At 63.3% G+C, this 25,513-nt stretch carries 24 protein-coding genes; 13 read left to right on the top strand and 11 right to left on the bottom strand.

Annotated features, from left to right (window positions below; all coding sequences use genetic code 11):
- Positions 1-62: 62 nt before the first annotated feature.
- Together ppa and Q0105_RS09755 are read left to right on the top strand one after the other, a co-directional pair.
- The gene (gene ppa / locus Q0105_RS09760; protein ID WP_298211211.1) at positions 63-599 is read left to right on the top strand and encodes an inorganic diphosphatase; all 537 of its coding nucleotides are present in this window, start codon (positions 63-65) and stop codon (positions 597-599) included.
- A gap of 248 nt (positions 600-847) precedes the next feature.
- Complete coding sequence (locus Q0105_RS09755; RefSeq protein WP_298211209.1) at positions 848-2,632, top strand: methyl-accepting chemotaxis protein; 1,785 nt, start codon at positions 848-850, stop codon at positions 2,630-2,632.
- Between the two features lie 133 nt (positions 2,633-2,765).
- On the opposite strand, the gene Q0105_RS09750 is transcribed toward Q0105_RS09755, so the two are convergent.
- Positions 2,766-3,572 (bottom strand): alpha/beta hydrolase, encoded by an 807-nt coding sequence (locus Q0105_RS09750; RefSeq protein WP_298211207.1) that lies wholly within the window; start codon positions 3,570-3,572, stop codon positions 2,766-2,768.
- A 289-nt stretch (positions 3,573-3,861) separates the two neighbouring features.
- On the opposite strand from Q0105_RS09750, the gene Q0105_RS09745 reads away from it, so the two are divergent.
- From Q0105_RS09745 to Q0105_RS09735, 3 genes are all read left to right on the top strand, one after another.
- Positions 3,862-4,374 carry a chemotaxis protein CheW gene (locus tag Q0105_RS09745; RefSeq protein WP_298211205.1) on the top strand — a complete coding sequence of 171 codons (513 nt, stop codon included), beginning with the start codon at positions 3,862-3,864 and terminating at the stop codon, positions 4,372-4,374.
- Positions 4,375-4,424: 50 nt separating this feature from the next.
- On the top strand, positions 4,425-6,188 hold the full coding sequence (locus Q0105_RS09740) for a methyl-accepting chemotaxis protein (RefSeq protein ID WP_298211203.1): 1,764 nt from the start codon (positions 4,425-4,427) through the stop codon (positions 6,186-6,188).
- A 252-nt stretch (positions 6,189-6,440) separates the two neighbouring features.
- Entirely contained in the window at positions 6,441-8,015 is a 1,575-nt protein-coding gene (locus Q0105_RS09735; RefSeq protein ID WP_298211201.1) for a methyl-accepting chemotaxis protein, read from the top strand.
- Positions 8,016-8,039: 24 nt separating this feature from the next.
- Here the strand turns inward: Q0105_RS09735 and Q0105_RS09730 are convergent, their stop codons facing one another.
- Positions 8,040-9,221, bottom strand: a complete 1,182-nt coding sequence (locus tag Q0105_RS09730) for a GNAT family N-acetyltransferase (RefSeq protein ID WP_298211199.1) — start codon at positions 9,219-9,221, stop codon at positions 8,040-8,042.
- 89 nt (positions 9,222-9,310) lie between these two features.
- On the opposite strand from Q0105_RS09730, the gene Q0105_RS09725 reads away from it, so the two are divergent.
- A complete protein-coding gene (locus Q0105_RS09725; protein WP_298211197.1) occupies positions 9,311-10,969 on the top strand; it encodes an NAD+ synthase in 1,659 nt (552 codons plus the stop codon).
- Between the two features lie 58 nt (positions 10,970-11,027).
- Complete coding sequence (locus Q0105_RS09720) at positions 11,028-11,366, top strand: P-II family nitrogen regulator (protein ID WP_298211195.1); 339 nt, start codon at positions 11,028-11,030, stop codon at positions 11,364-11,366.
- A 103-nt stretch (positions 11,367-11,469) separates the two neighbouring features.
- On the opposite strand, the gene Q0105_RS09715 is transcribed toward Q0105_RS09720, so the two are convergent.
- From Q0105_RS09715 to Q0105_RS09690, 6 genes are read right to left on the bottom strand one after another with little or no spacing between them, the layout of a single operon-like run.
- Positions 11,470-12,063 (bottom strand): TIGR00730 family Rossman fold protein, encoded by a 594-nt coding sequence (locus Q0105_RS09715; protein WP_298211193.1) that lies wholly within the window; start codon positions 12,061-12,063, stop codon positions 11,470-11,472.
- Positions 12,056-12,469, bottom strand: a complete 414-nt coding sequence (locus tag Q0105_RS09710; protein ID WP_298211192.1) for a diacylglycerol kinase — start codon at positions 12,467-12,469, stop codon at positions 12,056-12,058. The genes Q0105_RS09715 and Q0105_RS09710 overlap by 8 nt, the downstream gene beginning before the upstream one ends.
- A gap of 10 nt (positions 12,470-12,479) precedes the next feature.
- On the bottom strand, positions 12,480-13,004 hold the full coding sequence (locus tag Q0105_RS09705) for an RDD family protein (protein WP_298211191.1): 525 nt from the start codon (positions 13,002-13,004) through the stop codon (positions 12,480-12,482).
- A gap of 39 nt (positions 13,005-13,043) precedes the next feature.
- Complete coding sequence (locus tag Q0105_RS09700) at positions 13,044-13,943, bottom strand: DUF3106 domain-containing protein (RefSeq protein ID WP_298211189.1); 900 nt, start codon at positions 13,941-13,943, stop codon at positions 13,044-13,046.
- Positions 13,944-13,971: 28 nt separating this feature from the next.
- Complete coding sequence (locus Q0105_RS09695) at positions 13,972-14,427, bottom strand: DUF3619 family protein (protein ID WP_298211188.1); 456 nt, start codon at positions 14,425-14,427, stop codon at positions 13,972-13,974.
- The gene (locus Q0105_RS09690) at positions 14,424-14,993 is read right to left on the bottom strand and encodes an RNA polymerase sigma factor (protein WP_298211186.1); all 570 of its coding nucleotides are present in this window, start codon (positions 14,991-14,993) and stop codon (positions 14,424-14,426) included. Before Q0105_RS09690 ends, Q0105_RS09695 begins: the two co-directional genes overlap by 4 nt.
- 291 nt (positions 14,994-15,284) lie before the next feature.
- Here Q0105_RS09690 and Q0105_RS09685 point away from each other — a divergent pair, with 291 nt between their 5' ends.
- The 6 genes from Q0105_RS09685 to Q0105_RS09660 all read left to right on the top strand — a co-directional run bounded on the left by Q0105_RS09685 (position 15,285) and on the right by Q0105_RS09660 (position 22,870).
- Positions 15,285-17,087, top strand: a complete 1,803-nt coding sequence (locus Q0105_RS09685; RefSeq protein ID WP_298211184.1) for an acetolactate synthase 3 catalytic subunit — start codon at positions 15,285-15,287, stop codon at positions 17,085-17,087.
- A gap of 143 nt (positions 17,088-17,230) precedes the next feature.
- Complete coding sequence (gene ilvN / locus Q0105_RS09680) at positions 17,231-17,722, top strand: acetolactate synthase small subunit (protein WP_015013659.1); 492 nt, start codon at positions 17,231-17,233, stop codon at positions 17,720-17,722.
- 160 nt (positions 17,723-17,882) lie between these two features.
- Positions 17,883-18,896, top strand: a complete 1,014-nt coding sequence (gene ilvC / locus Q0105_RS09675; protein ID WP_298211182.1) for a ketol-acid reductoisomerase — start codon at positions 17,883-17,885, stop codon at positions 18,894-18,896.
- A 194-nt stretch (positions 18,897-19,090) separates the two neighbouring features.
- Positions 19,091-19,924: a CDP-diacylglycerol--serine O-phosphatidyltransferase gene (gene pssA, locus Q0105_RS09670; protein WP_298211180.1), complete on the top strand. Its 834-nt coding sequence runs from the start codon at positions 19,091-19,093 to the stop codon at positions 19,922-19,924.
- A 214-nt stretch (positions 19,925-20,138) separates the two neighbouring features.
- The gene (locus tag Q0105_RS09665) at positions 20,139-21,677 is read left to right on the top strand and encodes a 2-isopropylmalate synthase (protein WP_298211178.1); all 1,539 of its coding nucleotides are present in this window, start codon (positions 20,139-20,141) and stop codon (positions 21,675-21,677) included.
- Between the two features lie 116 nt (positions 21,678-21,793).
- Positions 21,794-22,870, top strand: coding sequence for a serine hydrolase (locus Q0105_RS09660; RefSeq protein ID WP_298211176.1), 1,077 nt, complete (start codon positions 21,794-21,796; stop codon positions 22,868-22,870).
- Positions 22,871-22,951: 81 nt separating this feature from the next.
- On the opposite strand, the gene Q0105_RS09655 is transcribed toward Q0105_RS09660, so the two are convergent.
- The 3 genes from Q0105_RS09655 to aat form a co-directional block, all read right to left on the bottom strand.
- The gene (locus Q0105_RS09655; RefSeq protein ID WP_298211174.1) at positions 22,952-23,782 is read right to left on the bottom strand and encodes an IclR family transcriptional regulator; all 831 of its coding nucleotides are present in this window, start codon (positions 23,780-23,782) and stop codon (positions 22,952-22,954) included.
- Between the two features lie 64 nt (positions 23,783-23,846).
- Positions 23,847-24,596: an arginyltransferase gene (locus Q0105_RS09650; protein ID WP_298211172.1), complete on the bottom strand. Its 750-nt coding sequence runs from the start codon at positions 24,594-24,596 to the stop codon at positions 23,847-23,849.
- On the bottom strand, positions 24,593-25,348 hold the full coding sequence (gene aat / locus Q0105_RS09645) for a leucyl/phenylalanyl-tRNA--protein transferase (RefSeq protein WP_298211599.1): 756 nt from the start codon (positions 25,346-25,348) through the stop codon (positions 24,593-24,595). The genes Q0105_RS09650 and aat overlap by 4 nt, the downstream gene beginning before the upstream one ends.
- Positions 25,349-25,513 lie beyond the last annotated feature (165 nt).

The following is a 25,513-nucleotide window of genomic DNA, read 5'->3' as shown; positions in this document are numbered from 1 at the left end:
GTTGCGTTGCATCAGCGCGCGGTGCCTCGCGGGTTACCGTTATCCAACCACTATCCAAAGACATGTCCCTTAATAACGTCCCCCCAGGCAAGAACATTCCCGATAGCTTTAACGTCGTCATCGAAATCCCGATGAACGCCGACCCGATCAAGTACGAAGTGGACAAGGAGTCGGGCGCCATTTTTGTGGACCGTTTCATGACGACGGCCATGCACTACCCCACCAACTACGGCTACGTGCCGCAGACGCTGTCGGGCGACGGCGACCCGGTGGACGTGCTGGTGATCACCCCTTACCCACTGCACCCCGGCGTGGTCGTGACCTGCCGCCCCCTGGGCATCCTGATGATGGAAGACGAGGCCGGTGTGGACGGCAAGGTGATTGCCGTGCCCACGTCCAAAATCTTGCCCATGTACGACCACTGGAAGACCATCGACGACGTGAACACCATGCGCCGCAACGCCATTGCACACTTCTTTGAGCACTACAAGGACCTGGAAAAGGGCAAGTGGGTCAAGGTGCTGGGCTGGGAAGGCCTGGACGCCGCCAAGAAGGAAGTCTTGGACGGCATCGAGAGCTACAAGAAATCTCAGGCCTGAAGTCGATCAAAGCTGCCTTTTAGCGCTTGCGACGCTTGAATAGCAAGCGCAAGAAGCTATCAAAATTGAAGCACGCCACCCGAACAGGGTGGCGTGCTTTTTTTTGTCGTTGTTTTCTGCAATTACCGTGAAAAGCTCCCGCAATTCAGGGGAAGCACGAAGTACAAATTTCGTTAGATTTGGTAACCATATGGGTAATTTGTTGCAAAAAGTTCGCCCATCACACGGTTGTCCTAAGAGGAGTCTTCATGAAATTTTCTGACTTGCGCATCGGTTTCAAGCTGGGTGGAGGCTTTTTGGTGGTGGTGCTTCTGACGGTGATGCTCGGCGTCATTGCCTTGTTTCAGATGTCACGCATCGATGCCAACACCCAAGAGATCGCAACCAATTTTCTGCCCAGCGTGTCGCAGATGGGAGATGTGCGGGTGCAAGTCAACCGCTTGCGCAGGGCTGACGCCGGCCTGATCGCTTCGCACAACGTGGCGGAGGTCAAAGCGTTTTCAGAGCAGATTGCTTCGCACCGCAAGGAGCTGAGCCGCTTGGAAGCGCTGTATGAACCCCTCATCGCACTGCCCGAAGAGAGGGCGGCCTTTCAGCTGTACAAGCAGCGCAAGGACGCTTACATCGCGAGCCAGGAAAAGATGATGGACATCGCCAAGGGTGTGGATTTCAGCACCTCCGAAACGCGCGATCTCACTGGCGATGCCCTGACCGCGCTGTACGCTGGTGAATCCGAAACCCGTTTTGTGGGCACGGTCGAGGTTCTGGGCGCGCTTAAAAAGATCAACGCCGATGCTTCTGACAAGGCGAATGAAGACGCGCACCAGGTTTTCGCCCAGGCCCGCTACTGGGTGTTGGGCGCACTGACCCTGTGTGTGGTGCTGGCGGCGCTTCTGGGCATCAGCATCACCCGTTCCGTCACCCGGCCTGCGCACCAGGCGGTGCTGGCGACGCGTGCCATCGCTGGGGGGGATCTCAGCTCCGAAGTGCCCCCTGGCGGCAAGGACGAAATGGGCCAACTGCTCGCCGCGCTGGGCGAGATGCGGCGCAGCCTGGTGAACACGGTGGCCACGGTGCGCACCAATGCCGAAGGTGTGGCCTCGGCCAGCTCGCAGATCGCCTCGGGCAACAACGACCTGTCGGCCCGCACCGAACAGCAGGCCAGCGCGCTGCAGGAAACCGCTGCTTCAATGGAAGAACTCAGCTCCACCGTCAAACAAAACGCCGACAACGCCAGGGCCGCCAACCAATTGGCTGTCAGCGCCTCCACCGTGGCCCAGCAAGGCGGCGACGTGGTGGCCGAAGTGGTGCAAACCATGAAAGGCATCAACGCCAGCAGCAACAAGATTGCCGACATCATCAGCGTGATCGACGGCATTGCCTTCCAGACCAACATCCTGGCGCTCAACGCTGCCGTCGAGGCCGCCCGGGCGGGCGAGCAGGGCAGGGGCTTTGCGGTGGTGGCAGGCGAAGTGCGCAGTCTGGCCCAGCGCAGCGCCGAAGCCGCCAAGGAAATCAAGACCCTGATTACCGACAGCGTGGAGCGGGTAGAACAAGGCACGGCCCAGGTGGACAAGGCAGGCGCCACCATGAGCGAAGTGGTGGGGGCCATCCGCCGGGTGACCGACATCATGGGCGAGATCAGCGCAGCCAGCGGCGAACAAAGCGCAGGCGTCAGCCAGGTGGGCGAGGCCGTCACACAAATGGACCAGGCCACCCAGCAGAATGCGGCTTTGGTGGAAGAAATGGCCGCCGCCGCCAGTGCGCTGAATGCCCAGGCGGGTGAATTGGTCAACGCCGTGGCTGTCTTCAAGCTCGACGCCAGCGCCGCAGCGGCTCCGGTGGCCCGTGCACCCATTGCCGCACCCGCCTACACCCCTGCGCGCAGCGCTCCGGCCAAGGTGGGCGGCGGCCTCAAGACAGCCGCCAAACCCAAGGCAAACCTGGCCGCACCCAAGGCGGCAGCGCAAAGCCCGGCACCCGCACCCGCCAAGAGCGCAGGCGGCAACGACGACGAATGGGAGAGCTTCTGAGCGAGGGCGCCAGGCGCTGATGGAAAAAATGGCCGCTAGCGCTTGATGGATAAGCGCTAGCAGCTATCAAAAACAAAGCACGCAGAGGGCAAGGCCTTCTGCGTGCTTTTTGTTGTGTGGTGGCGGGGGCGCCTCAGCGGTGCGGATCCGGGAAGATCAGGTGCATGCCCGGCAACTGGGGGCGCTGGAAGGGCTGCCACACCACGCCGGGGCCTTGGGGCTGGCTCAGGCGGTCGGCCACGGCCCACCAGGCGCTGGGGTTCAGGCCGATGCCGAAGTGGCTGGCAACCACCTCGATGTTTTCGGTGTGCGGGTTGTGGCGGGCGGGCGCCTGGATGCTGCCGCGCCAGGCCACCACGCCGTCGCTGCGCGAGTAGATGCTGCTGGTGGGCACGGGTGGGGCCTCGGGCAGGTTGTAGCTCTCGGCTTCGCGCTCGACGCTGCGGCCGCTGGCGAACTGGTAGATGCGCCAGGCGTTGGTGGAGGTGTGCGGGCCCGCAAAGGGTGTGCCCAGGGTCATCACGCAGCGCACCAGCTCGGGCATCTCCTTGGCCAGCTCGCGGGCGTAGATGCCGCCCAGGCTCCAGCCCACCAGGCTCACCTTGCCGCCGCTGGCGTCGTAGGCGGCTTGCAGTTGGCGCTTGGCGTTGTCGAGCACGCCTTCACGCGGGCCCAGGTTCAGGCCCTGGCCCCAGCCCAGGGTTTCGTAGTTGCGTGATTCGAGGTAGCGGCGCAGCGGCACGGTGGTGGCGTCGCCCGCCGTGAGGCCGGGAAACACGATGACCGCATGCCCGTCGCCCAGCGGGGCGCGCTGCAGCACGGGCCAGGCCGGCAACACCGCGCCGAACTCCCAAGGGGCCCGCAGCTCCAGCGCCAGCAGTGGCAGGCCCGGCGGCGGCATGTGGTCGGGTTCGGTGTCTTTCTTGTTGAAGAGGGGCATCAATCGGTCGTTTCAAATCGGGGGCGCACAAGGGGTTGCGGCTGCCGCAGAAGGTAGCATTTTTTTGGCGAACGGCCGGGGGTGGAAATGGAGCTAGCTCTCCAATTCCTGCCCGGCGCGAGGGGCGCGAGAGGCTGGCAAAAAAATGCTATCAGTGGCGCGAAAAAATGTTATCAAATGCAACCCATCACTGATATGCTTTCAACGCATAACGCGGAATTCGCTGGAAATTCGATGAAACGAACCGCATGCCTTGCTGAACGACCCCTTGACTCTGAAAGCTCGCGCCATGATTGCTTCATCGACCTCTGAACGTGCTGAGCCTCCCCCTGCCGAGGTTTTGGCGGGTGAATACCTGACGTTCCGCCTGGGGGCGGAGGAATACGGCATCGACATCCTGCGGGTGCAGGAAATCCGCTCGTACGAGCCGCCCACGCGCCTGGCGAATTCGCCGGACTTCATCCGGGGCGTGATCAATCTGCGCGGCACCATCGTTCCCATCCTGGACCTGCGCGTGAAGCTGCAGTGCCCCGAGGCGAACTACACCGATTTCACGGTGGTCATCATCCTTGACATTGGCTCCGCCGTGATCGGCGCGGTGGTCGATGCCGTGGCCGATGTGGTCACCCTCATGCCCGACGTGATCAAGCCTGCGCCGCAGTTCGAGCGCCAGGGCCATGTGGACCCCGCCTTCATCGTCGGCATCGCCAGCCTGGGCGATCGCATGCTGATCATGATGGACATCGAAGCGTTGCTTGGCCGCGACGAAATAGGGCTGGTGGCAAATGCCGCGCAGCGGTAACGTACCGATCAACAGCTATCCATAAAAGATCCACACAGAGGAGAAGCAGCATGAACCAATGGAAAATTTCCACCCGGCTCATCGCCGGGTTCGCAGCCATGGTGCTGCTCTTGATGGTGCTGGGGGGCGTGGCCCTTCTGCGATCTGCAGAGCAGCACACCGCGCTCAATGATGTCACCGAACGGCGAGTGCCCATCATCAGGGCAGCGGCTTCATTTGCGGAAGGGGTCAACGCCCAGTCCGTTCAGTTCCGTGACATGGCGATCAGCACCGATGAGGCGGCTATCAAGGCATCTATTGATCGCGTGGCGGCGGCCCGCGTGTCCACTGCCGAGCAGCTCAAGATCATCTCGGCCCTTGTCAGCAGCCCCAAGGGCAAAGAACTCTTGGCGCGCGTGCAGGAAAGCCGAGCGGCCTTCGTCAAGGTGGGCGATGAATATATGGCGCTGATCCAGCAGGGGCAAAAGGATGCTGCCGTGAAGGTGCTCAATGAAAAGGTGCTCCCTGTCCGGCAGGAATACCAGAGGCTGATCCGGGAGCAGATGGAATTTCAGGGGCAGACGGCTGTTCAGTCTGGTGCGCGGGCTGAAGCAGCAGCCGGTGCCCTGCAGCGCGACGTGTTGATTGCGGGTGCCTTGTCCCTCCTGGTGGCCATCTTCCTGGCTATCAGCATCATCCGCTCCATCACCCGCCCCTTGGCCCAGGCGGTGGACATTGCCGACCGCGTGGCCGCAGGCGATTTGAGCGGCCAGATCGAAGTGAACGGCAAGGACGAAACCAGCCAGTTGCTCAGCTCGCTGCAGCGCATGCAGCACAGCCTGGTGAACACGGTGGCCACCGTACGCACCAACGCCGAAGGTGTGGCCTCGGCCAGCTCGCAGATCGCCTCGGGCAACAACGACCTGTCGGCCCGCACCGAGCAGCAGGCCAGCGCGCTGGAGCAAACGGCCGCTTCGATGGAAGAGCTGGGCTCCACCGTCAAGCAAAACGCCGACAACGCCAGGGCGGCCAACCAATTGGCTGTGAGTGCATCTACCGTGGCGGTGCAGGGCGGCGACGTGGTGGCCGAAGTGGTGCAGACCATGAAGGGCATCAACGCCAGCAGCAACAAGATCGCCGACATCATCAGCGTGATCGACGGCATCGCCTTCCAGACCAACATCCTGGCATTGAACGCCGCTGTGGAAGCTGCCCGCGCAGGCGAGCAGGGCCGGGGCTTTGCGGTGGTGGCTGGTGAGGTGCGCAACCTGGCCGGACGCAGCGCCGAAGCCGCCAAGGAAATCAAGACCCTGATCACCGACAGCGTGGAGCGGGTGGAACAAGGCACGGCCCTGGTGGACAAGGCCGGCGCCACCATGAGCGAAGTGGTGAGCGCCATCCGCCGCGTGACCGACATCATGGGCGAGATCAGCGCCGCCAGCAGCGAACAAAGCGCAGGCGTCAGCCAGGTGGGCGAGGCCGTCACACAGATGGACCAAGCCACCCAGCAAAACGCTGCCCTGGTGGAAGAAATGGCCGCCGCTGCCAGCGCGCTGAGCGCCCAGGCGGGCGAACTGGTCAACGCCGTGGCTGTCTTCAAGCTCGACGCCAATGCCACCCGCAGCGCAAACGCGGCGATGGCAGCGCGGGCGCCCATTGCAGCGCCTGCCTACACCCCCCCACGCAGCAGCCCGGCCAAGAGCGGCGGCTTCAAGGCCACAACAACAGCCAAGCCCAAGGCCAGCCTGTCCGCGCCCAAGGCGGCCGCGCAAAGCCCCGCCCCGGCACCGGCCAAGGGCGCAGGCGGCAACGACGACGAATGGGAAAGCTTCTGAGCGCAGGGGAAAAAATTCAAGAGAAAAAGGCCGCTAGCGATTGATGGATAAGCGCTAGCAGCTATCAAAAACAGAGCGCGCAGAGGGCAAGGCCTTCTGCGTGCTTTTTGTTTTTTTGGCCTCGTTGGGTCTGTTTTTTTTGGCTTGTTAACTATTCGGAATAAATTGTGTTCAAACGTAACCCGTAGCGTTATGCTGGCTCTGTCCCCCGGTCAATGCCGATTCCATCCACCCCCCACCAGGAGAGTTGCCATGAGCCAATTCAAGATATCCACACGCATCGCCGCATTGCTCGCCGCGCTGTGTTTGCTCGTGCTGCTGGTGGGTGGCTCGGGGCTGTTTGGCATGGGGCAATCCAACGCGGGGCTCAAGTCGGTGTATGACGACCGGGTGGTGCCCCTCAAGCAGATCAAGGTCGTGGCGGACATGTATGCCGTCAACGTGGTCGATACCGCCCACAAGGTGCGCGACGGCGCCATGACGCCCGCGCAGGGCCTGCAGTCGGTGGACGAGGCGCGCAAGGCCATCGACACCAACTGGAAGGCCTATCTGGCGACAAAGCTGGTGCCTGAGGAGACCCAATTGGTCGAACGCTTCAAGCCCTTGCAGGCAAAAGCCGATGCGGCAACCAGCGTGCTGGTCGGGCATTTCAAGTCGGGCGATATGGCGGCGCTGACCAGTTATGCGGCCAAGGAGATGTACCCCGCCATCGACCCGCTGCAGGACGTGCTGGGCCAACTGATGGAAGTGCAACTGAACTACGCCAAGGCCGAGTACGACCGCGCGGCGGCCAGCTTTCGGACCATTGGCGCGCTGGTGATTGCGGCTGTGGTGCTGGGCATCTTGCTGGCGGTGTTGATGGGCGGCGCCATGATCCGGCAGATCTCGCGGGCTTTGGGCAATGCGGTGCAGATCACCGATGCGGTGGCGCAGGGTGATCTGACGGTGCCGATCGACGCGCGGGGCAAGGACGAAATTGCCCAGTTGCTCGGCGGCCTGACCGCCATGCGCGACAACCTGGCGCATGTGGTGTCGGGGGTGCGCGGCAATGCCCAGGGCGTGGCCTCGGCCAGTGCACAGATCGCCTCGGGCAACAACGACCTGTCGGCGCGCACCGAGCAGCAGGCCAGCGCGCTGCAGGAAACCGCCGCTTCGATGGAGGAGCTGAGCTCCACCGTCAAGCAAAACGCAGACAACGCCCGCCAGGCCAATCAGTTGGCCGTGAGCGCATCCACCGTGGCGGTGCAGGGCGGCGACGTGGTGGCCGAAGTGGTGCAGACCATGAAAGGCATCAACGACAGCAGCAACAAGATTGCCGACATCATCAGCGTGATTGACGGTATCGCCTTCCAGACCAACATCCTGGCGCTCAACGCTGCTGTGGAAGCCGCCCGCGCGGGCGAGCAGGGCCGGGGCTTTGCGGTGGTGGCCGGTGAAGTGCGCAGCCTGGCACAGCGCAGCGCCGAGGCGGCCAAGGAGATCAAGTCCCTGATCACGGCGAGTGTGGAGCGGGTGGAGCAAGGCACGGCGCTGGTGGACAAGGCAGGCGCCACCATGACCGAGGTGGTGGGCGCCATCCGCCGTGTGACCGACATCATGGGTGAGATCAGCGCCGCCAGCGGCGAGCAAAGCGAGGGCGTCAGCCAGGTGGGCGAAGCCGTTACACAAATGGACCAGGCCACCCAGCAAAACGCTGCCCTGGTGGAAGAGATGGCGGCCGCTGCCGGGAGCCTGAGCCACCAGGCTCAGGCGCTGGTGGGGGCGGTTGCGGTGTTCAAGCTGTCAGCCACGGCCACCCCGCAGGCGAGGCTGCCCCAGCCCGCGTGAGCTGCGGCGTGCCCGCGCAGGCGGTCAGGCCGCCTTGAAGGGGCTGCGCGCCTGCAGCTCGTGCAGGTAGCCCGCCACCCCGGCGCCCTCGCGCTGCAGAAACCGCTCCACCGCATCGGCAAACGCCGGGTGCGCCAGCCAGTGTGCGCTGGTGGCTTGCACGGGCAGCAGCGCGCGGGCCATTTTGTGCTCGCCCTGGGCGCCGCCTTCAAACCGTGCCACGCCATGGGCAATGCACCATGCAAGCGGCTGGTAATAGCAGGCCTCGAAGTGCAGGCAGTCCACGCGCGCAAGGGCGCCCCAATACCGGCCGTAGACCACAAGATTTTGGTCTTTTTGGCCGCTAGCGCTTGATTCATCAGCGCCAATAGCTATCAAACTGGTAGCAATCGGCTGGCCGCCGCGTTCGGCCACGAACAGCAGCCAGGCTTCGGGCATGTGGGCGGCCATGCGGGCAAAAAAGTCGCGCGTGAGGTAGGGCGGGTTGCCGTGTTCGAGGTAGGTACGCTCGTAGCAGCGGTAGAAAAAATCCCAATCGTCCGCACGGATGTTCGCGCCACGCGACCAGCGGAACGTGACCCCGGCATCCGCGACGCGGCGGCGCTCCTGGCGGATCTTTTTGCGCTTGTCTTGCGACAGGCTGGCAAGGAAGTGGTCGAAATCTGGATAGTGGTCGTTCTTCCAGTGGAATTGGACGGTGTGGCGCAGCATCAGGTCTTGCTGCGCACTGGTCTGCACATCCTCATCGCTGGCAAACAGCACGTGCACAGACGACACCCCCTCCTGCTCGCACCACTGGCACACGGCCTGCACGAGCAGCGCACGCGCGGCGGCATCGCGTGCCAGCAGGCGGCTGCCGGGCACGGGGGTGAAGGGCACGGCGACCACGGCCTTGGGGTAGTAGGGCACGCCATGCTGCTCATAGGCGCTGGCCCAGGCCCAGTCGAACACATATTCGCCGTAGGAATGGCTTTTGAGGTACAGCGGGCAGGCGGCCACCAGGGCGTCGCCGTCCCACAGGGTCATGAAGCGGGGCGTCCAGCCGGTGCGCGGCGTGGCGCTGCCGCTTTCGTGCAGGGCGGCCAGGTATTCATGCCGCATGAAGGGCGTGGGGTTGTTTTGCTGCGCCAGCAGGGTGTTCCAGGCCGTAGCGTCCACCTCCAGCGGGGATGCGAGCACGCGGGCGATAATGGTGGATTCAGCCATGCAGGCCCCGGCGCTGTTGTTGTCTTTTTCGCCGATGCGGGCCGGTGTTGGCGGGTTCCAACCTGGCCGCAGGGGCCGATTCCAGTTCCATGACGCTCTCCATTTGCACTGCGCAGCTCAACTTTGTTGTGGGCGACATGCCCGGCAACGCCCAAAAGATCATTGCGGCCGCCCGCGAGGCCCATGCCCAGGGGGCGCGGCTGCTGCTCACGCCCGAGCTGGCGATTTGCGGCTACGCGGCCGAAGACCTGTTCCTGCGCCCCGCCTTCATGGCGGCCTGTGATGATGCCGTGAAAACCGTGGCCCGCGAGACCGCAGGGTTGAAAGGCCTGGCCATCGTGCTGGGCCACCCGCAGGCCCTGGCGCCCGACGCCCCGGCCTTCAGCGCCTGCCACAACGCCGCCAGCGTGCTGCGCGGCGGGCGCATCGAGTTGACCTACGCCAAGCGCGAGCTGCCCAACTACCAGGTGTTTGACGAGCGCCGCTACTTCGTGGCGGGCAGCGCGCCCTGCGTGTTTGAGGTCGAGGGTGTGCGCGTGGGCCTGCTGATCTGCGAGGACGCCTGGTTTGCCGCCCCCGCGCGCGATGCGGCGGCGGCTGGCGCGCAGATGCTGGCGGTTATCAACGCATCGCCCTTTCATCTGGGCAAAAGCGCCGAGCGCGAAGCCACCATGCGCGAGCGTGTGGCCGAGACGGGCCTGCCGCTGGTGTACGCGCACCTGGTGGGCGGGCAGGACGAGGTGGTGTTCGAGGGCCGCTCGTTTGCGCTCAATGCAGATGGGTCGGTGGCGGGCCGTGGGCCTGGATTTGAAGAAAAACTGGTGTTTGCGCATGTCCATCAAGCGCAAGCAGCTATCAAAATAGAAGCAGACATTGCTCCTGAAAAAAGCCTGGAGGCCGACCTGTGGGACGCCCTGGTGCTGGGCGTGCGCGACTATGTGGGTAAGAACGGCTTTCCGGGCGCGCTGCTTGGGCTGTCGGGCGGCATCGACTCGGCCCTGGTGCTGGCGATTGCCGTGGACGCGCTGGGCGCCGACAAGGTGCGCACGGTGATGATGCCATCGCCCTACACCGCCGACATCAGCTGGATCGACGCACGCGACATGGCCACCCGCATGGGCGTGCGCTATGACGAAATCTCCATCAAACCGCAGTTCGAGGCCTTCAAGGCCGCGCTGGCCCATGATTTTGCCGGGCTGGCCGAAGACACCACCGAAGAGAACCTGCAGGCGCGCATCCGGGGCACGCTGCTGATGGCATTGAGCAACAAGTTCGGCGCCATCGTGCTCACCACGGGCAACAAGAGCGAGATGTCCACCGGCTACTGCACGCTGTACGGCGACATGGCGGGCGGTTTTGCGGTGATCAAGGACGTGGCCAAGACCCGGGTGTTCGACCTGGCGCGCTGGCGCAATGCCAACGACCCGTATGGCACGGGCGCCAGCCCCATCCCCGAGCGCATCATCACCCGCCCGCCCAGCGCCGAACTGCGCCCGGACCAGAAGGACCAGGACAGCCTGCCGCCCTACGAGGTGCTGGATGCTATCGTCGCCCGCTACATGGAAAATGACGAGCCCATCGAATCCATCATCGCCAGCGGCTTTGCGCGTGCCGATGTGGAGCGGGTGACCCGGCTCATCAAGCTCAACGAATACAAACGCCGCCAGGCGCCCGTGGGGATAAGGGTGACGCGCCGCAGCTTCGGCAAGGACTGGCGTTACCCTATCACCAACAAGTTTCGGGCATGACGGCTCTGCAAAGCGTCGCGCCACCTGTTTTTTTCACATCCCAGAGGAGACACCTGCCATGAAAATGATCACCGCCGTCATCAAGCCCTTCAAGCTCGAAGAAGTCCGCGAAGCCCTGGCCGAATGTGGCGTGACCGGCCTCACGGTGACCGAGGTGAAGGGTTTTGGCCGCCAGAAGGGCCACACCGAGCTGTACCGTGGCGCCGAGTACGTGGTGGACTTTCTGCCCAAGGTGAAGGTCGAGGTCGTGGTCAAGTCCGAGGACGTGGACCGCTGCGTGGACGCCATCGTGGGCGTGGCGCGCACCGGCAAGATCGGTGACGGCAAGATTTTTGTGACTGCGGTGGAGCGTGTGGTGCGCATCCGCACCGGGGATCTGGACGATGCTGCGGTCTGATACGACTACCGCTTCAAATTTGTAAAACCGTTCACGCTGAGCCTGTCGAAGCGCTGCGCAAGGCTTCGACTGGCTCAGTCCGAACGGTTTTTTGTCTATTGAATCAGATCACTTCGCGCAGCGGCACCGCGCCATGGTCCGGGCCAGCGGACTGCACCAGTTGGCGCAGCAGCGCCTCGGTGTCGGCACTGGCGTGCAGCAGGTCCATCTGCCAGTTGCCCATGAAGCCGCTGGCCACGCTGGTCTGCAAAAAGGCCAGCAAACCGTCGTAATAGCCCGCCACGTTGAGCAGGCCCAGGGGCTTGTCGTGGTAACCGAGCTGGCGCCAGGTCCAGACTTCGAACAATTCTTCAAAGGTGCCGATGCCACCGGGCAGGGCGATGAAGGCGTCGCTGCGCTCGGCCATCAGGGCCTTGCGCTCGTGCATGGTCTGCACGATGTGCAGCTCGTCGCATTGGCGGTTGGCCAGCTCCTTGTCCACCAGCGCCTGGGGAATCACGCCCACCACGCGGCCACCGGCCTGGCGCGTGGCCTCGGCCACGGTGCCCATCAGGCCGCTGCGGCCGCCGCCATATACCAGTTGGCCGCCATGGCGGCCGATCCAGGTGCCCACGGCCTGGGCGGCATGGGCAAAGGCGGGGTTCTCGCCGGGGCGCGAGCCGCAGTACACGCAGACGGAAAATGTGGGTTCAGCCATGGGAAAAAAACCTCTGGAATAACGCGGCGGCCCAAATGCCACCGCACAGCAGCAGCGCCAGCAACACGGCCGCGCTGCCCATGTCCTTGGCGCGCTTGGACAATTCGTGCCACTCCGGTCCGATGCGGTCGATGGCGGCCTCGATGCCCGTGTTGAGCAACTCCACCATCATCACGATCATGACCGAACCAGCCAACAAGGCCACTTCGACCCAGTTGCGCCCCAGCCACAGCGACAGCGGCAACAGGACCATGGCGGCCATGGCCTCCTGGCGAAACGCCTTTTCGTTCCAGCCCGCCTTGAGCCCTTCGATGGAATAACCCGTGGCGTGCCAGATGCGGCTCAGGCCTGAGCGCGCTTTTTGGGGGTTGGCCGGTGCCGCCGAGGGAGCAGGGGATGAAGACATGGACTGCTTGCTACTTCTTGGGGAGTTCGTAGTGCACCAGCCGGGTGCCTGCCAGCGCATCGTGCCAGAACTGGCGTGTGGGGTGAAAGCGGCTCAGGATGGCCCAGATGGCGACCCAACCGCCCAGCAGCACCAAAACCTCCAGGGCAGGCACGCCGAACATGTAGGCCGCCAGGGGGGGCAAAAACCACAGCCAGCTCAACACATAGCGCAGCAGCGCGCGCCCCTGGCTAATGGGCTGCCCGTCCTGGCCCACCACGCGGATATGCCAGGTTTTCTGCGCCAGGGTCTGCCCCTTGGCCCAGAACCAGGTGAAATAGATGCCGAACACGACGAACAGAAAGGCCTGCAGCGCGTGGCGATTGTCCATGGCGTTGCGGGTCTGGCTCAGGGTGCCGAACAGATAGCCTGCAATGAACACCACGCCGAACATCAGCATGCCTTCATACAGCCAGCAGGCCATGCGCCGCCACAGGTTGGGCGTTGTGCCAGCCAGGGCTGGCGGGGGGGTATGGGTCGAGAGAGAAGCGGACATTCCAGGTCGGGCCCATCAAGGCCAAGGCAGGTTGCAAACCTACTGAGGATACAGGCCTGAGTTGTCGGGGGTCACGGGGGGCTGCGTAGCCCCGGCAGGTGGCTCGGCCGGGCCAACACTGAGGGGTGGCAGCGCTGACGGCACGGCCACAGGCACCACCACGGGCGCGGTTTCCACGCCGGTGGACGCCGGGGCGGTGCTGGGTGACGGGTTGCCGCCCGCTGCAGGGCTTGTGATGGGGCCCACCGGGGCTGCCACGCGGGGCGTGTAGTCGGTGACGGGCGGAATCTTGGGCGCGTTCGGGCGGTTGGGGTTGGCTTCGGTGGCGGCGGGCACCTGGGCCAGCTTGCGCGGGGAAACGGGGCGCAGAGCAGTGGCAGCGCCAGCGGGCTTGGGTGCTGCCTTGGCCGCCAGTGCGCTGCGCTCTTCGTCGGACAGGGCCTGGTAGGCCTCCCACTGGGCGCGTTTGTCGTCGCGTGCCAGGCGGCTGGTGACCGCATAGTTGAGCCGCGCCTGGTTGCGCTGCTGGGCGCTCAGGCTGGCCCAGTCGGTGATGCGGTCGTGAAACTTCTGCTGCTCTTCTTCGGACAGCGTGGGGTAGTTGGCGGCCAGCGTCAGCCAGCGGCGCTTTTGTGCCTCACTGATCAGCGCCCAGCGCTCGGCCAGCGGGTACAGGGCCAGCTTTTGTGGCGTGTTCAGGGTTTCCCAGCCAGGGCCCGACTCGGGCTGGGGGCGAAGCGCAGCGCTGGTGACGGCCGATGAGCGGGCATTATTGGGGCTGGCTACCGCAGCCTCTGCACCGGCTGGCAGCAAGGTGCCGGGGGCCATGCGCATTTGGACCCACACCTGGCCGCCCGCCACGGTGAGCGCGCCCAGAAGCGCCAAAGCCAGCACGAAGGCTGGCAAAGAGGAGGAGGCGTCGGCAGGGCTTGGGGGCATGCAATCGGGATCGGGGGCAGGCCGCAGCTCAGTTGGGCTGCGCGGAGGTCTTGAGGAATTGTACGAAGCCTGGGTCCGCATAGGCGGCTGGCGGCAGGTCGTCGGTCAGCAAGGCGGCATCCACCTCGGCCACGTCGTTGGCGCTGAGTTCGTCTTGTGCGGTGTTGATCACCACCAGGCCCACTACCAGCGCCAGCAGCGGAATGGCCGAAACCAGCGCATTCCACCAGCCGCCGCCTTCGCCGCCACGGCCCAGCGTGGCCGTGTGGCCTGCGCCGACGACCACCGTGGCCGGGGCTGTGCGCCGAACCGGTGCCACGACCTTGCGCTTGGCCAGGGCCTGCATGCGCGAGGCGCGCAGGCGCTCGGAGATGTCGTAAGGCAGCTCGTCGGTGCCGCTGGACAGCCGGGCCGTGACGCGCAGCGCAAAGCGCTCTGCCGCGGCCTCTGCATGGGTCGATGGGGTCTGTGCAGTGTTCTTCATGGCTCGATTCCTTTGGCCTTCAGTGCCTTGCTGAGGGTTTGTACGGCGCGAAAGCAGTGTGTTTTGACGCTGCCTTCCGAACAACCCATGGCGGCTGCCGTTTCTGTTACATCCATTTCCTCCCAGTAACGCATCAGGAAGGCTTCCCGTTGACGTGGTGGCAGCTCGGCGATTTCTGCTTCGATGCTGCGGAAAATCTGGGCGCGGCGGGTGAGGTCTTCGGCGCTTTCGGCCTTTTCGCCGCCATCGGGGCCTGAGTAGGCTTCGAGCAAATCGAAGTCCATGCCGTCTTCGCCGGGGCCTTCGAAGTCGCTCATGCTCGAAAACAAGGCATTGCGCGTCTTCTGGCGCCGAAACCAGTCCAGCGTGCAGTTGGACAGGATGCGTTGGTAGAGCATGGGGAGCTCGGCTGCGGGCTTGTCTCCATAGTGCTCGGCCAGCTTGAGCATGCTGTCCTGCACGATGTCGAGCGCCGCTTCCTCATTGCGCACGTGGTAGACCGAGCGCTTGAAAGCGCGCTTTTCTACACTTTTGAGGAAGTCGGAGAGTTCTTGTTCAGTTGCCAAGACGGATCAGCCCGGGGGGACGGTGCCAAAGCACGGGAAAATGGTGCTGTCTGACACTGTAAAACCCGTGATTATCGCATCCGCAGGGGTTTTTTTCGGCCAGGGAAGGTTTTGGCTGTGTTGCAGTGCGATAATTCGGGCTGCAATTCAAAAAGGCAAACGGGTCACGGTCCGGCGCGGCAATCATCCCGCCCATGTCCTTGGCCTCAAGTTCCGAGCCGCCTCCACAAGAGTGCGTGCAAGGAGCACCCAAGGTTTTTCGTCAGAGAAATTCACAAAGGTTGATCGATCATGGAAATCTCCAAGGCAGAACTCACGTCTGCAGCCGCTGCCTCGCAAGGCGCCGCTTCCTCTGCTTCCTCCTCGCAAGCTTCTCAGGACCTGATGGGTTCTGAAATCCTCATCAAGTCGCTCCAGGCCGAGAACGTCCAGTACATCTGGGGCTACCCCGGTGGCGCGGTTTTGTACATCTACGACGCGCTTTACAAGCAAGACACCATCCAGCACGTGCTGGTGCGCCACGAGCAGGCTGCCGTGCACGCCGCCGATGGCTATGCCCGCGCTACAGGCGAAGTGGGTGTGGCGCTCGTCACGTCCGGCCCCGGCCTGACCAATGCGGTCACCGGCATCGCCACGGCGTACATGGATTCGATCCCGATGGTGATCATCTCCGGCCAGGTGCCCACGCCCGCGATCGGGCTGGACGCCTTCCAGGAGTGCGACACGGTCGGCATCACGCGCCCCATCGTCAAGCACAACTTCCTCGTCAAGGACCCGCGCGACCTGGCGGCGACGATGAAGAAGGCCTTTCATATCGCCCGCACCGGCCGTCCCGGCCCCGTGGTGGTGGACGTGCCCAAGGACGTCTCCTTCAAGAAGGTGCCTTACCACGGCTATCCACAGAGCGTGGAAATGCGCTCGTACAACCCCGTGCGCAAGGGCCATGGCGGCCAGATCCGCAAGGCGCTGCAATTGTTGCTGGCGGCCAAGCGCCCCTATATCTATACCGGTGGCGGCGTGTTGCTGGGCAATGCCACCAACGAGCTGCGCACGCTGGTGGACATGCTGGGCTACCCGGTCACCAACACGCTGATGGGCCTGGGTGCCTATCCCGCGTCGGACCGCAAGTTCCTGGGCATGTTGGGCATGCACGGCACCATTGAAGCCAACAACGCGATGCAGAACTGCGATGTGCTGCTGGCCGTGGGCGCGCGTTTTGACGACCGCGTGATCGGCAACCCCAAGCACTTCGCACAGAACGACCGCAAGATCATCCACGTCGACATCGATCCGTCGAGCATCTCCAAGCGGGTGAAGGTCGACATCCCGATCGTCGGTGACGTGAAGGACGTGCTCACCGAGCTGATCTCCATGATCCGCGAGAGCAGCACCCGCCCCGACAGTGGCGCCCTGGCCGCCTGGTGGGACACCATCGAAGGCTGGCGCAAGCGCGACTGCCTGAAGTACAGCATGGGCAGCCCCGACGTGATCAAGCCGCAGTACGTGGTCGAGACGCTGTGGAACATGACCAAGGACGCGGACACCTACATCACGTCCGACGTGGGCCAGCACCAGATGTGGGCCGCGCAGTACTACCGCTTTGACGAGCCGCGCCGCTGGATCAACTCCGGCGGCCTGGGCACCATGGGCGTGGGCATCCCCTACGCCATGGGCATCAAGCTGGCCAAGCCACAATCCGAGGTGTTCTGTATTACCGGCGAAGGCTCGGTGCAGATGAACATCCAGGAGCTGTCCACCTGCCTGCAGTACAACACGCCGATCAAGATCTGCTCGTTGAACAACCGCTACCTGGGCATGGTGCGCCAGTGGCAGGAGATCGAATACTCCGGCCGCTACAGCCACAGCTACATGGACGCGCTGCCCAACTTCGTGAAGCTGGCCGAGGCCTACGGCCACGTGGGCCTGCTGATCGAGCACCCCAAGGACGTCGAGCCCGCGCTGCGCGAAGCACGCAAGCTCAAGGACCGCACGGTGTTCCTGGACTTCCGCACCGACCCCACCGAGAACGTGTTCCCGATGGTGCAGGCCGGCAAGGGCATCACCGAAATGCTGCTGGGGTCGGAAGACCTTTAAGCAAAATAGGCCTCCAGCGCTTGTTCATCAAGCGCTACCAGCTATCAAATCGATAGCATTCACTTTTTGACGAATCTATTGCCTGCCAAGCCCGTGTATTACCGTGCACGGGGGAGGGCAGCGAAAAGAGGAATCTCTTCATCATGAAACACATCATTGCTGTCTTGCTGGAAAACGAGCCCGGTGCTCTTTCCCGTGTTGTGGGCCTGTTCTCGGCCCGTGGCTACAACATCGAATCGCTCACCGTGGCGCCCACCGAGGATGCATCGCTGTCGCGCATGACCATCCAGACCACGGGCTCCGACGACGTCATCGAGCAGATCACCAAGCACCTGAACCGCCTCATCGAAGTGGTCAAGGTGGTGGACCTGACCGAAGGCGCCTACACCGAGCGCGAGCTCATGATGGTGAAGGTGCGCGCCGTGGGCAAGGAGCGCGAGGAGATGAAACGCATGGCCGACATCTTCCGTGGCCGCATCATCGACGTGACCGAGAAGAGCTACACCATCGAGCTCACCGGCGACCAGTCCAAGAACGATGCCTTCCTGCAAGCCATCGACCGCACGGCCATTCTTGAAACCGTGCGCACCGGTGCCAGCGGCATCGGTCGCGGCGAACGCATCCTGCGCGTGTGACGGATCGGCCTTCGACCGGCTAGCGTCGTTGGGGAGCCTTGCCGTGCTAAAGCACTGTCTGCGGCTCCCCGCCTAGCCATCCGGCCGAATCCCCATCCGATGTAAGACAATCGACTGTTTATTTTTCAACCCCAACAACGCATTTCAACCGGAGCAACCCATGAAAGTTTTCTACGACAAAGACTGTGACCTGAGCCTGATCAAGGGCAAGACCGTGGCCATCATCGGCTACGGCAGCCAAGGCCATGCCCACGCGCAAAACCTGAACGACAGCGGCGTGAAGGTCGTGGTCGGCCTGCGCAAGGGCGGCGCCTCGTGGGACAAGGTCGGCAAGGCCGGTTTGAAGGTGGCCGAAGTCAACGAAGCCGTTGCCTCTGCCGACGTGGTCATGATTCTGTTGCCCGATGAAAACATCGCTGCCGTCTATCGTGAAATCGAACCGCACCTGAAGAAGGGCGCTTCGCTGGCGTTTGCCCACGGTTTCAACGTGCACTACAACCAGGTCGTGCCCCGCGCCGACCTGGACGTGTGGATGGTTGCTCCCAAGGCCCCCGGCCACACCGTGCGCAACACCTACACCCAGGGCGGCGGCGTGCCCCACCTGGTGGCCGTGCACCAGGACAAGACCGGCAAGGCCCGTGACCTGGCCCTGTCCTACGCCATGGCCAACGGTGGCGGCAAGGCCGGCATCATCGAGACCAACTTCAAGGAAGAAACCGAGACAGACCTGTTCGGCGAACAAGCCGTGTTGTGCGGCGGCGCTGTCGAGCTGATCAAGATGGGTTACGAAACCCTGGTCGAAGCCGGTTACGCCCCTGAAATGGCTTACTTCGAATGCCTGCACGAGCTCAAGCTCATCGTGGACCTGATCTACGAAGGCGGCATTGCCAACATGAACTACTCGATCTCGAACAACGCCGAGTTCGGCGAGTACGTGACCGGCCCTGAAGTCATCAACGAAGAGTCGCGCAAGGCCATGCGCAATGCCCTGAAGCGCATCCAGAACGGCGACTACGCCAAGATGTTCATCCAGGAAGGCCGCCTGAACTACCCATCGATGACGGCCCGCCGCCGCAACACGGCCGACCACAGCATCGAAGTGGTGGGTGCCCAACTGCGCGCCATGATGCCCTGGATCGCCAAGAACAAGCTGGTGGACCAGACCCGCAACTGATACTTGCTGGCGCAGCATCCCAAAGGCCACTTCGGTGGCCTTTTTTCGTTGCCGGGAGCGCTTGTAAGCAGGCGCTACACTGCGGCCTTTGCTTTTTGCACGCGCGGTGGCCGGTCTGCCTTGTAGGGGCGAATTGATTACTATAAATTTAATAGCTGCTTGCGCTTATTGGGTAAGCGCTGGAGGTCTTTTTAATGCATGACGGCAATGAATCCACTGACAACCGCAGTGTGATGGTGCGCAAACGGCGCAAGGGCATCTACATCTTGCCCAACCTGTTCACGCTGGCCGCATTGTTCGGGGGCTTCTATTCCATCGTGATGGCCATGAACGGCCGGTTCGACCAGGCGGCCATCGGGGTGTTCTGCGCCATGGTGCTCGACAGTCTGGATGGGCGCGTGGCGCGCATGACCAATACGCAAAGTGCCTTTGGCGAGCAGATGGATTCGCTGTCTGACATGGTGTCGTTTGGCGCGGCTCCGGCGCTGATTGCCTACGAGTGGTCGCTGCAAGGACTGGGCAAGTGGGGCTGGACTGCCGCTTTTGTTTACTGCGCCTGTGCGGCCCTGCGGCTGGCACGTTTCAATGTGAACACCGGGGTGGTGGACAAGCGCTATTTTCAGGGCCTGCCTTCGCCGGCTGCCGCTGCGCTGGTTGCGGGTTTTATTTGGCTGATGACCGAGCTGGGCGTGCATCCCGGTGATGACTCGTGGCTGACCTGGTCGCAGATCACCTGGATCATGTTTGCCTTTACGCTGTATTCGGGCCTCACCATGGTGACCAATGTGCCGTTCTACAGCTTCAAGGACATCCAGATGAAGCGCAGCGTGCCCTTTGCCGTCATCGTGCTGATCGCACTGGGCATCGCCGTCATCAACATCCACCCGCCCATCGTGCTGTTTGGCGTGTTTGTTTTTTATGGCCTGTCTGGCTACGGCGTGTATGCCTGGCGCAAGGCCAAGGGGCAGCACAGCAGCGTGATCAGCACCTCCACCGATGAGCCGGACGAACGCGGTCTGCACAAGTGACCGCTGCCGCCGCTGCGCATTTCTATTTGTGCTACATTGCACCGCATGAACACGTTTGCACTGGCCCTACTGCTACCTCCCAACGGGCGGAGACAGTAGGCGCACGCGCACACTTTTTCCACAAAGGCCCGTATGCACCCGCAACGGGCCTTTTGTTTTGGGCTTCAGATTTTTGACGTTGCGGGACCCACACCCCCGATACCAGGAGAACGACATGGCTGACAAACTGATCATTTTCGACACCACCTTGCGCGATGGCGAGCAGTCCCCCGGCGCCTCGATGACCAAGGACGAAAAGCTGCGCATCGCGCGCCAGCTTGAACGCCTGAAGGTGGACGTGATCGAAGCCGGTTTCGCGGCCAGCTCCAACGGCGACTTCGAGGCGGTGCAGGCCATTGCCAATGCGATCAAGGACTCGACCATCTGCTCGCTCTCGCGTGCCAACGACCGCGACATCTCGCGGGCGGCCGAGGCCCTCAAGGGCGCCAACAGCGCGCGCATCCACACCTTCATCGCCACCAGCGCGCTGCACATGGAAAAGAAGCTGCGCATGACACCCGAGCAGGTGCTGGAACAGGCCGTGCAGTCCGTGCGTTTTGCCCGCAACCTGGTGGGCGACATCGAGTTCAGCCCCGAAGACGGCTACCGCAGCGACCCGGACTTTCTGTGCCGCGTGCTCGAAGCCGTGATCGCCGAAGGCGCCACCACCATCAACGTGCCCGACACCGTGGGCTATGCCATCCCCGAGCTGTACGGCAACTTCATCAAGACGCTGCGCGAGCGCATTCCCAACAGCGACAAGGCGATCTGGTCCGTGCACTGCCACAACGACCTGGGCATGGCTGTGGCCAATTCGCTTGCGGGCGTGAAGATCGGCGGCGCGCGCCAAATCGAGTGCACCATCAACGGCCTGGGCGAACGCGCGGGCAATTGTTCGCTTGAAGAAGTGGTGATGGCCGTCAAGACGCGCCGCGACTACTTCGGCCTGGATCTCAACATCGACGCCCAGCACATCGTGGCCGCCAGCCGCATGGTGAGCCAGACCACGGGCTTTGTGGTGCAGCCCAACAAGGCCGTGGTGGGCGCCAACGCCTTTGCCCATGCCAGCGGCATCCACCAGGACGGCGTGCTCAAGGCGCGCGACACCTACGAGATCATGCGCGCCGAGGATGTGGGCTGGTCGGCCAACAAGATCGTGCTGGGCAAGCTCAGTGGCCGCAACGCCTTCAAGCAGCGCCTGCAGGAACTGGGCGTGCAGCTCGAGAGCGAGAGCGAGATCAACGTGGCTTTTGCCAAGTTCAAGGAACTGGCCGACCGCAAGAGCGAAATTTTTGACGAAGACATCCTGGCGCTGGTCAGCGACGAAAGCGTTACGGCTGAAAAGGAGCAGTACGGTTTTGTTTCGCTCTACCAGCAAAGCGAAACGGGCGAACAGCCCCGCGCGCGCATCGTGTTCACCGTGGATGGGAACGAAGTGCGTGGCGAGTCCGAAGGCAACGGCCCTGTGGACGCCTCGCTCAAGGCCATCGAGTCGCATGTCAAAAGCGGCGCCGAAATGGTGCTCTATTCGGTGAACGCCATCAGCGGTTCGACGGAGAGCCAGGGAGAGGTTACAGTTCGTTTACAAAACAGTGGCCGGGTCGTCAATGGCGTGGGTGCAGACCCGGACATCGTGGTCGCTTCCGCCAAGGCTTATCTCAGTGCGCTCAACAAGTTACAAAGTAAAGCCGACCGGGTGGCCGCCCAAGGCTGACTGATCAATTTATAATTTCACTCACTTTCTGGGAAAGTCGCGCAAGGTATTGATCTTGCGCGACTTTTTTTAGTTCTGTACACTGCTCAACACTTATTACCGTTTGGAGCACTCTGATGCACCATCGCCACCGCACTGCAGTGAGTCGTTTTTTCCAGCTTCTGGGCCTGGCCGTCGTGAGCGCAGCCCTTGCAAGCCCCCTTGCCCATGCGGTCGAAAAGAAGAAAACCGTTGCTAAAAAGCAGCAGGTGAGTTCCTCCAACAGCGCCAAGCGGGCCGTGGCGCCACGCAAGGCGGTCAATACCAAAGCGGTGCGAGCCACTTCGAGAACAGTCAAAGCCCCCACCCGCGTGGCCTTTGTTCCGGCCAAACAGTCGTTTGGGCAAATCGCGGGCCTGCATGAGGTCAACGATCCGCTGGACCTCAAGTCCAGCGTGGCCTTCGTCATGGACCAGGACACACACGAGGTCCTGCTCAGCAAGAACGACCACGCCGTGCTGCCGATTGCCTCGCTGACGAAGCTCATGACGGGCCTGCTCGTCTCCCAGGCCAAGCTGCCCATGGATGAGCCTCTGACCATCACCCAGGACGACGTCGATACCGAAAAAGGCAGCCGTTCGCGCCTGACCGTGGGGACCACGCTGACGCGCGGCGAAATGCTGCATTTGGCGCTGATGTCCAGCGAGAACCGCGCCGCGCACGCGCTGGGCCGTACCTACCCCGGCGGGATGGATGTTTTTGTGGCCCAGATGAATGCCAAGGCACGTCTTCTGGGGATGGCCGATACCCGCTATGTGGAGCCCACCGGGCTGTCGAGCCGCAACCAGTCCAGTGCCCGCGATCTGGCCACCCTGGTGAACATTGCGCACGGCGACCCCTTGCTGCGTGAGCTCTCCACGTCGCCCGGCTACGAAGTGGCCGTGGGGCGCAAAACCCTGCAATACAACAACACCAATGGCCTGGTGAAGAACCCGACCTGGGACATCGGCCTGCAAAAGACCGGCTATATCTCGGAAGCCGGGCGTTGCCTGGTGATGCAGGCCCAAGTGGCCGGGCGCAAGCTGATCATGGTGTTCCTGGATTCCGCAGGCAAGTTCAGCCGCCTGGGCGATGCAGAACGGGTTCGCCATTGGGTGGAATCCACACCTGCGCTGGCGGCGCCTTTGCACACCGCACGGGGTGCCAACGGCTGACGGACCGGCTCCGCACAAAAAAAGAGCCCAGCAGGCCGAATGGTCTGCCGGGCTTTTTTGTGCCTGGAGTATTGGTGGCGGCTAGCGCAAATCGGTGCGGCTGCTTGCCGTCACCATGTCGTGGTGCGCATCCGTGCTGGGCGTGTGGCCCAGTGCCAGGGAGATTTCGTCGGCAGTGGCCTGCAGCTTGGGCAGCCAGCCTTCGTCCAGGCGGTCTGCGGGGGCAGAGATGGACAGGCCCGCCACCAGCTTGCCCTGGTCGTCATACACGCCCGCAGCCATGCAGCGCACGCCCAGCTCCAGCTCTTCGTTGTCGCGTGCCATGCCGTATTGCCGGGCCTTGGCCAGTTCGCGCTCAAGAATGGGCAATTGGGTGATGCTGTTGCGCGTATGGCCCGCAAGCCCGGTGCGCGTGGCGTAGGCACGAACGCGCTGGGGGTCGTCCAGCGCCAAGAAGAGTTTGCCGGTGGATGTGAGATGGAGCGGCGCGCGGCCGCCGATGGCGCGCACCACCTGCATGCCCGAGCGTTCGCTGTAGGCGCGCTCTACATACACGATCTCGTCGCCCTGGCGCATGCTCAGGTTGACCGGCTGCTGGATCAGCTTGTGCAGGTTGCGCATGGGCGTGAGGGCCGCATCGCGCACGCTCAGGCGGGCCTTGACGAGGTTGCCCAGCTCCAGCAGCCGCATGCCAAGCCGGTAGCTGCCGGACTCGGGCCGATCCACGAACCGGCCAATGGTCAGGTCGTTCAGGATGCGGTGGGTGGTGGACGGGTGCAGTCCCGTCTTTTCACTGATCTCCTTGAGGGAGATCGCGTCTTCGCGGGATGCCAGTACATCGATCAACGTAAACATGCGTTCAAGCACTTGAACGCTGGGTTTGACGGGGATGCTGGGATCGATTTTTTTCATGGACGGCAATGAAACGAAGGCCGCCGCATCTTACCTTGTGAAATGTCGCAGGGTGTGCAGGTGCTCAAGGGCGGGGCGGTTTGCCTGGGCGCCACTCACCTTCGGTGCGAATCTCATGCGGATGAAAGCGCGCCTTGTAGTTCATCTTGGGGCTGGCTTCGATCCAGTAGCCCAGGTACACATGGGCCAGGTTCAGGGAGCGCGCCTGCGCGATTTGCCACAGAACGTTGTAGGTGCCGTAGCTGCAATGGGGCTCGGGTTCGTAGAAGGTGTAGACAGCCGACAGGCCGTCGTCCAGCACATCCAGGATGGAGACCATCTTGAGCGGCCCCGGCTCGCCCGACGCATCCGTCTCCCGAAACTCCACCAGCCGTGAGTTGACCCGGCTTTGCAGTAGAAACTGGGTGTACTGGTCGATGCTGTCATGGTCCATGCCGCCGCCTGCGTGGCGCCCGTTCTGGTAGCGCAGGTAGAGCTGGTAGTGCTCGGGCACGAAACACAGGCGCAGCACCCGCGCATGCAGGCCCGCGTGGCGGGCTGCTGCGCGCTTTTGGCTGCGATCGGGCTTGAATTCGTTGACCCGCACCCGCAGCGGCGTGCAGGCCTGGCATCCGTCGCAATACGGCCGGTAGGTGAACATGCCGCTGCGGCGAAAACCCTTGGCAACCAGGTCGGAATACAAATCGCTCTGGATCAGGTGGCTGGGCGTGGCGACCTGCGACCGCGCCTGCCGGTCCGGCAGATAGCTGCAGGGGTAGGGGGCCGTCGCATAGAACTGCAGGGTCTGCAGCGGAAGGTCGTTGAGTTGCGTCATGCCTTGGGCGTCGTTGAGGGCAGCAGCTCGTTCCAGTATACGGGGTCGAACCCCCAAGGGATGGGCGGCTGCCTGCGGGCCTTTTCGACATGCAGCAGGAACTCGGCACGGGGGATTTCTCGGCCGCCCAAAGAGGCCAGGTGCCTGGTGTTCTGCTGGCAATCAATCATGCCGATGCCATGGTGGCGGCACAGGGCCACCAGGGCCGAGAGTGCGATCTTGGAGGCGTCGGTGGCATGGGCAAACATGGATTCGCCAAACACCGCCTGCCCAATGGCCACGCAATACAGGCCGCCGATCAGCTCGCCGTCGACCCAGGTTTCGATGCTGTGGGCGTGGCCCGCGGCGTGCAGGCGAATGTAGGCCTCGACCATGTCGGGCACGATCCAGGTGCCTGCCTGGCCGTCGCGCTCTTTGGTGGCGCATGCGGTGATGACCTGCCGAAAGGCATGGTCCACGCGGATCTCGCAATGCGGCTGGGAACGGAAGGCCTGCAAGGTTCTGCGCAGGGACCGGTGCAGCCGGAACTCGGCGGGCAGCAGCACCATGCGAGGGTCTGGTGCCCACCAGAGAATGGGCTGGCCAGCGCTGTACCAGGGGAAGGTGCCTTGTCCGTAGGCGGCGCACAGGTGGGGCACGTCCAGCGCACCCCCTGCGGCCAGCAGGCCGGGGGCTGGGTCGTCGGGGCCCCAGGCGGTCGTGGGGGCAGGAAAGGGGTCTTCGGGTTCCAGCCAGGGCAGTTGCGGGGGCATGGTGGCAGCGCAGGCAAAGGCGCCATTGTCCGGCATGTGCTGCGGGTGGGTGGTGGTGTCGCGGGCAACAAAAAAGCCCTGCACTCCAATGAAGTGCAGGGCTCTCTGAATGGCTCCTCGACCTGGGCTCGAACCAGGGACCTACGGATTAACAGTCCGGCGCTC

It is taken from the genome of Acidovorax sp. (assembly GCF_027492855.1).
In the GTDB taxonomy this organism is placed as follows: domain Bacteria; phylum Pseudomonadota; class Gammaproteobacteria; order Burkholderiales; family Burkholderiaceae_C; genus Acidovorax.
The sequence above is the reverse complement of the archived record's forward strand: the minus strand, read 5'-3'. Positions and strand labels throughout refer to the sequence as shown.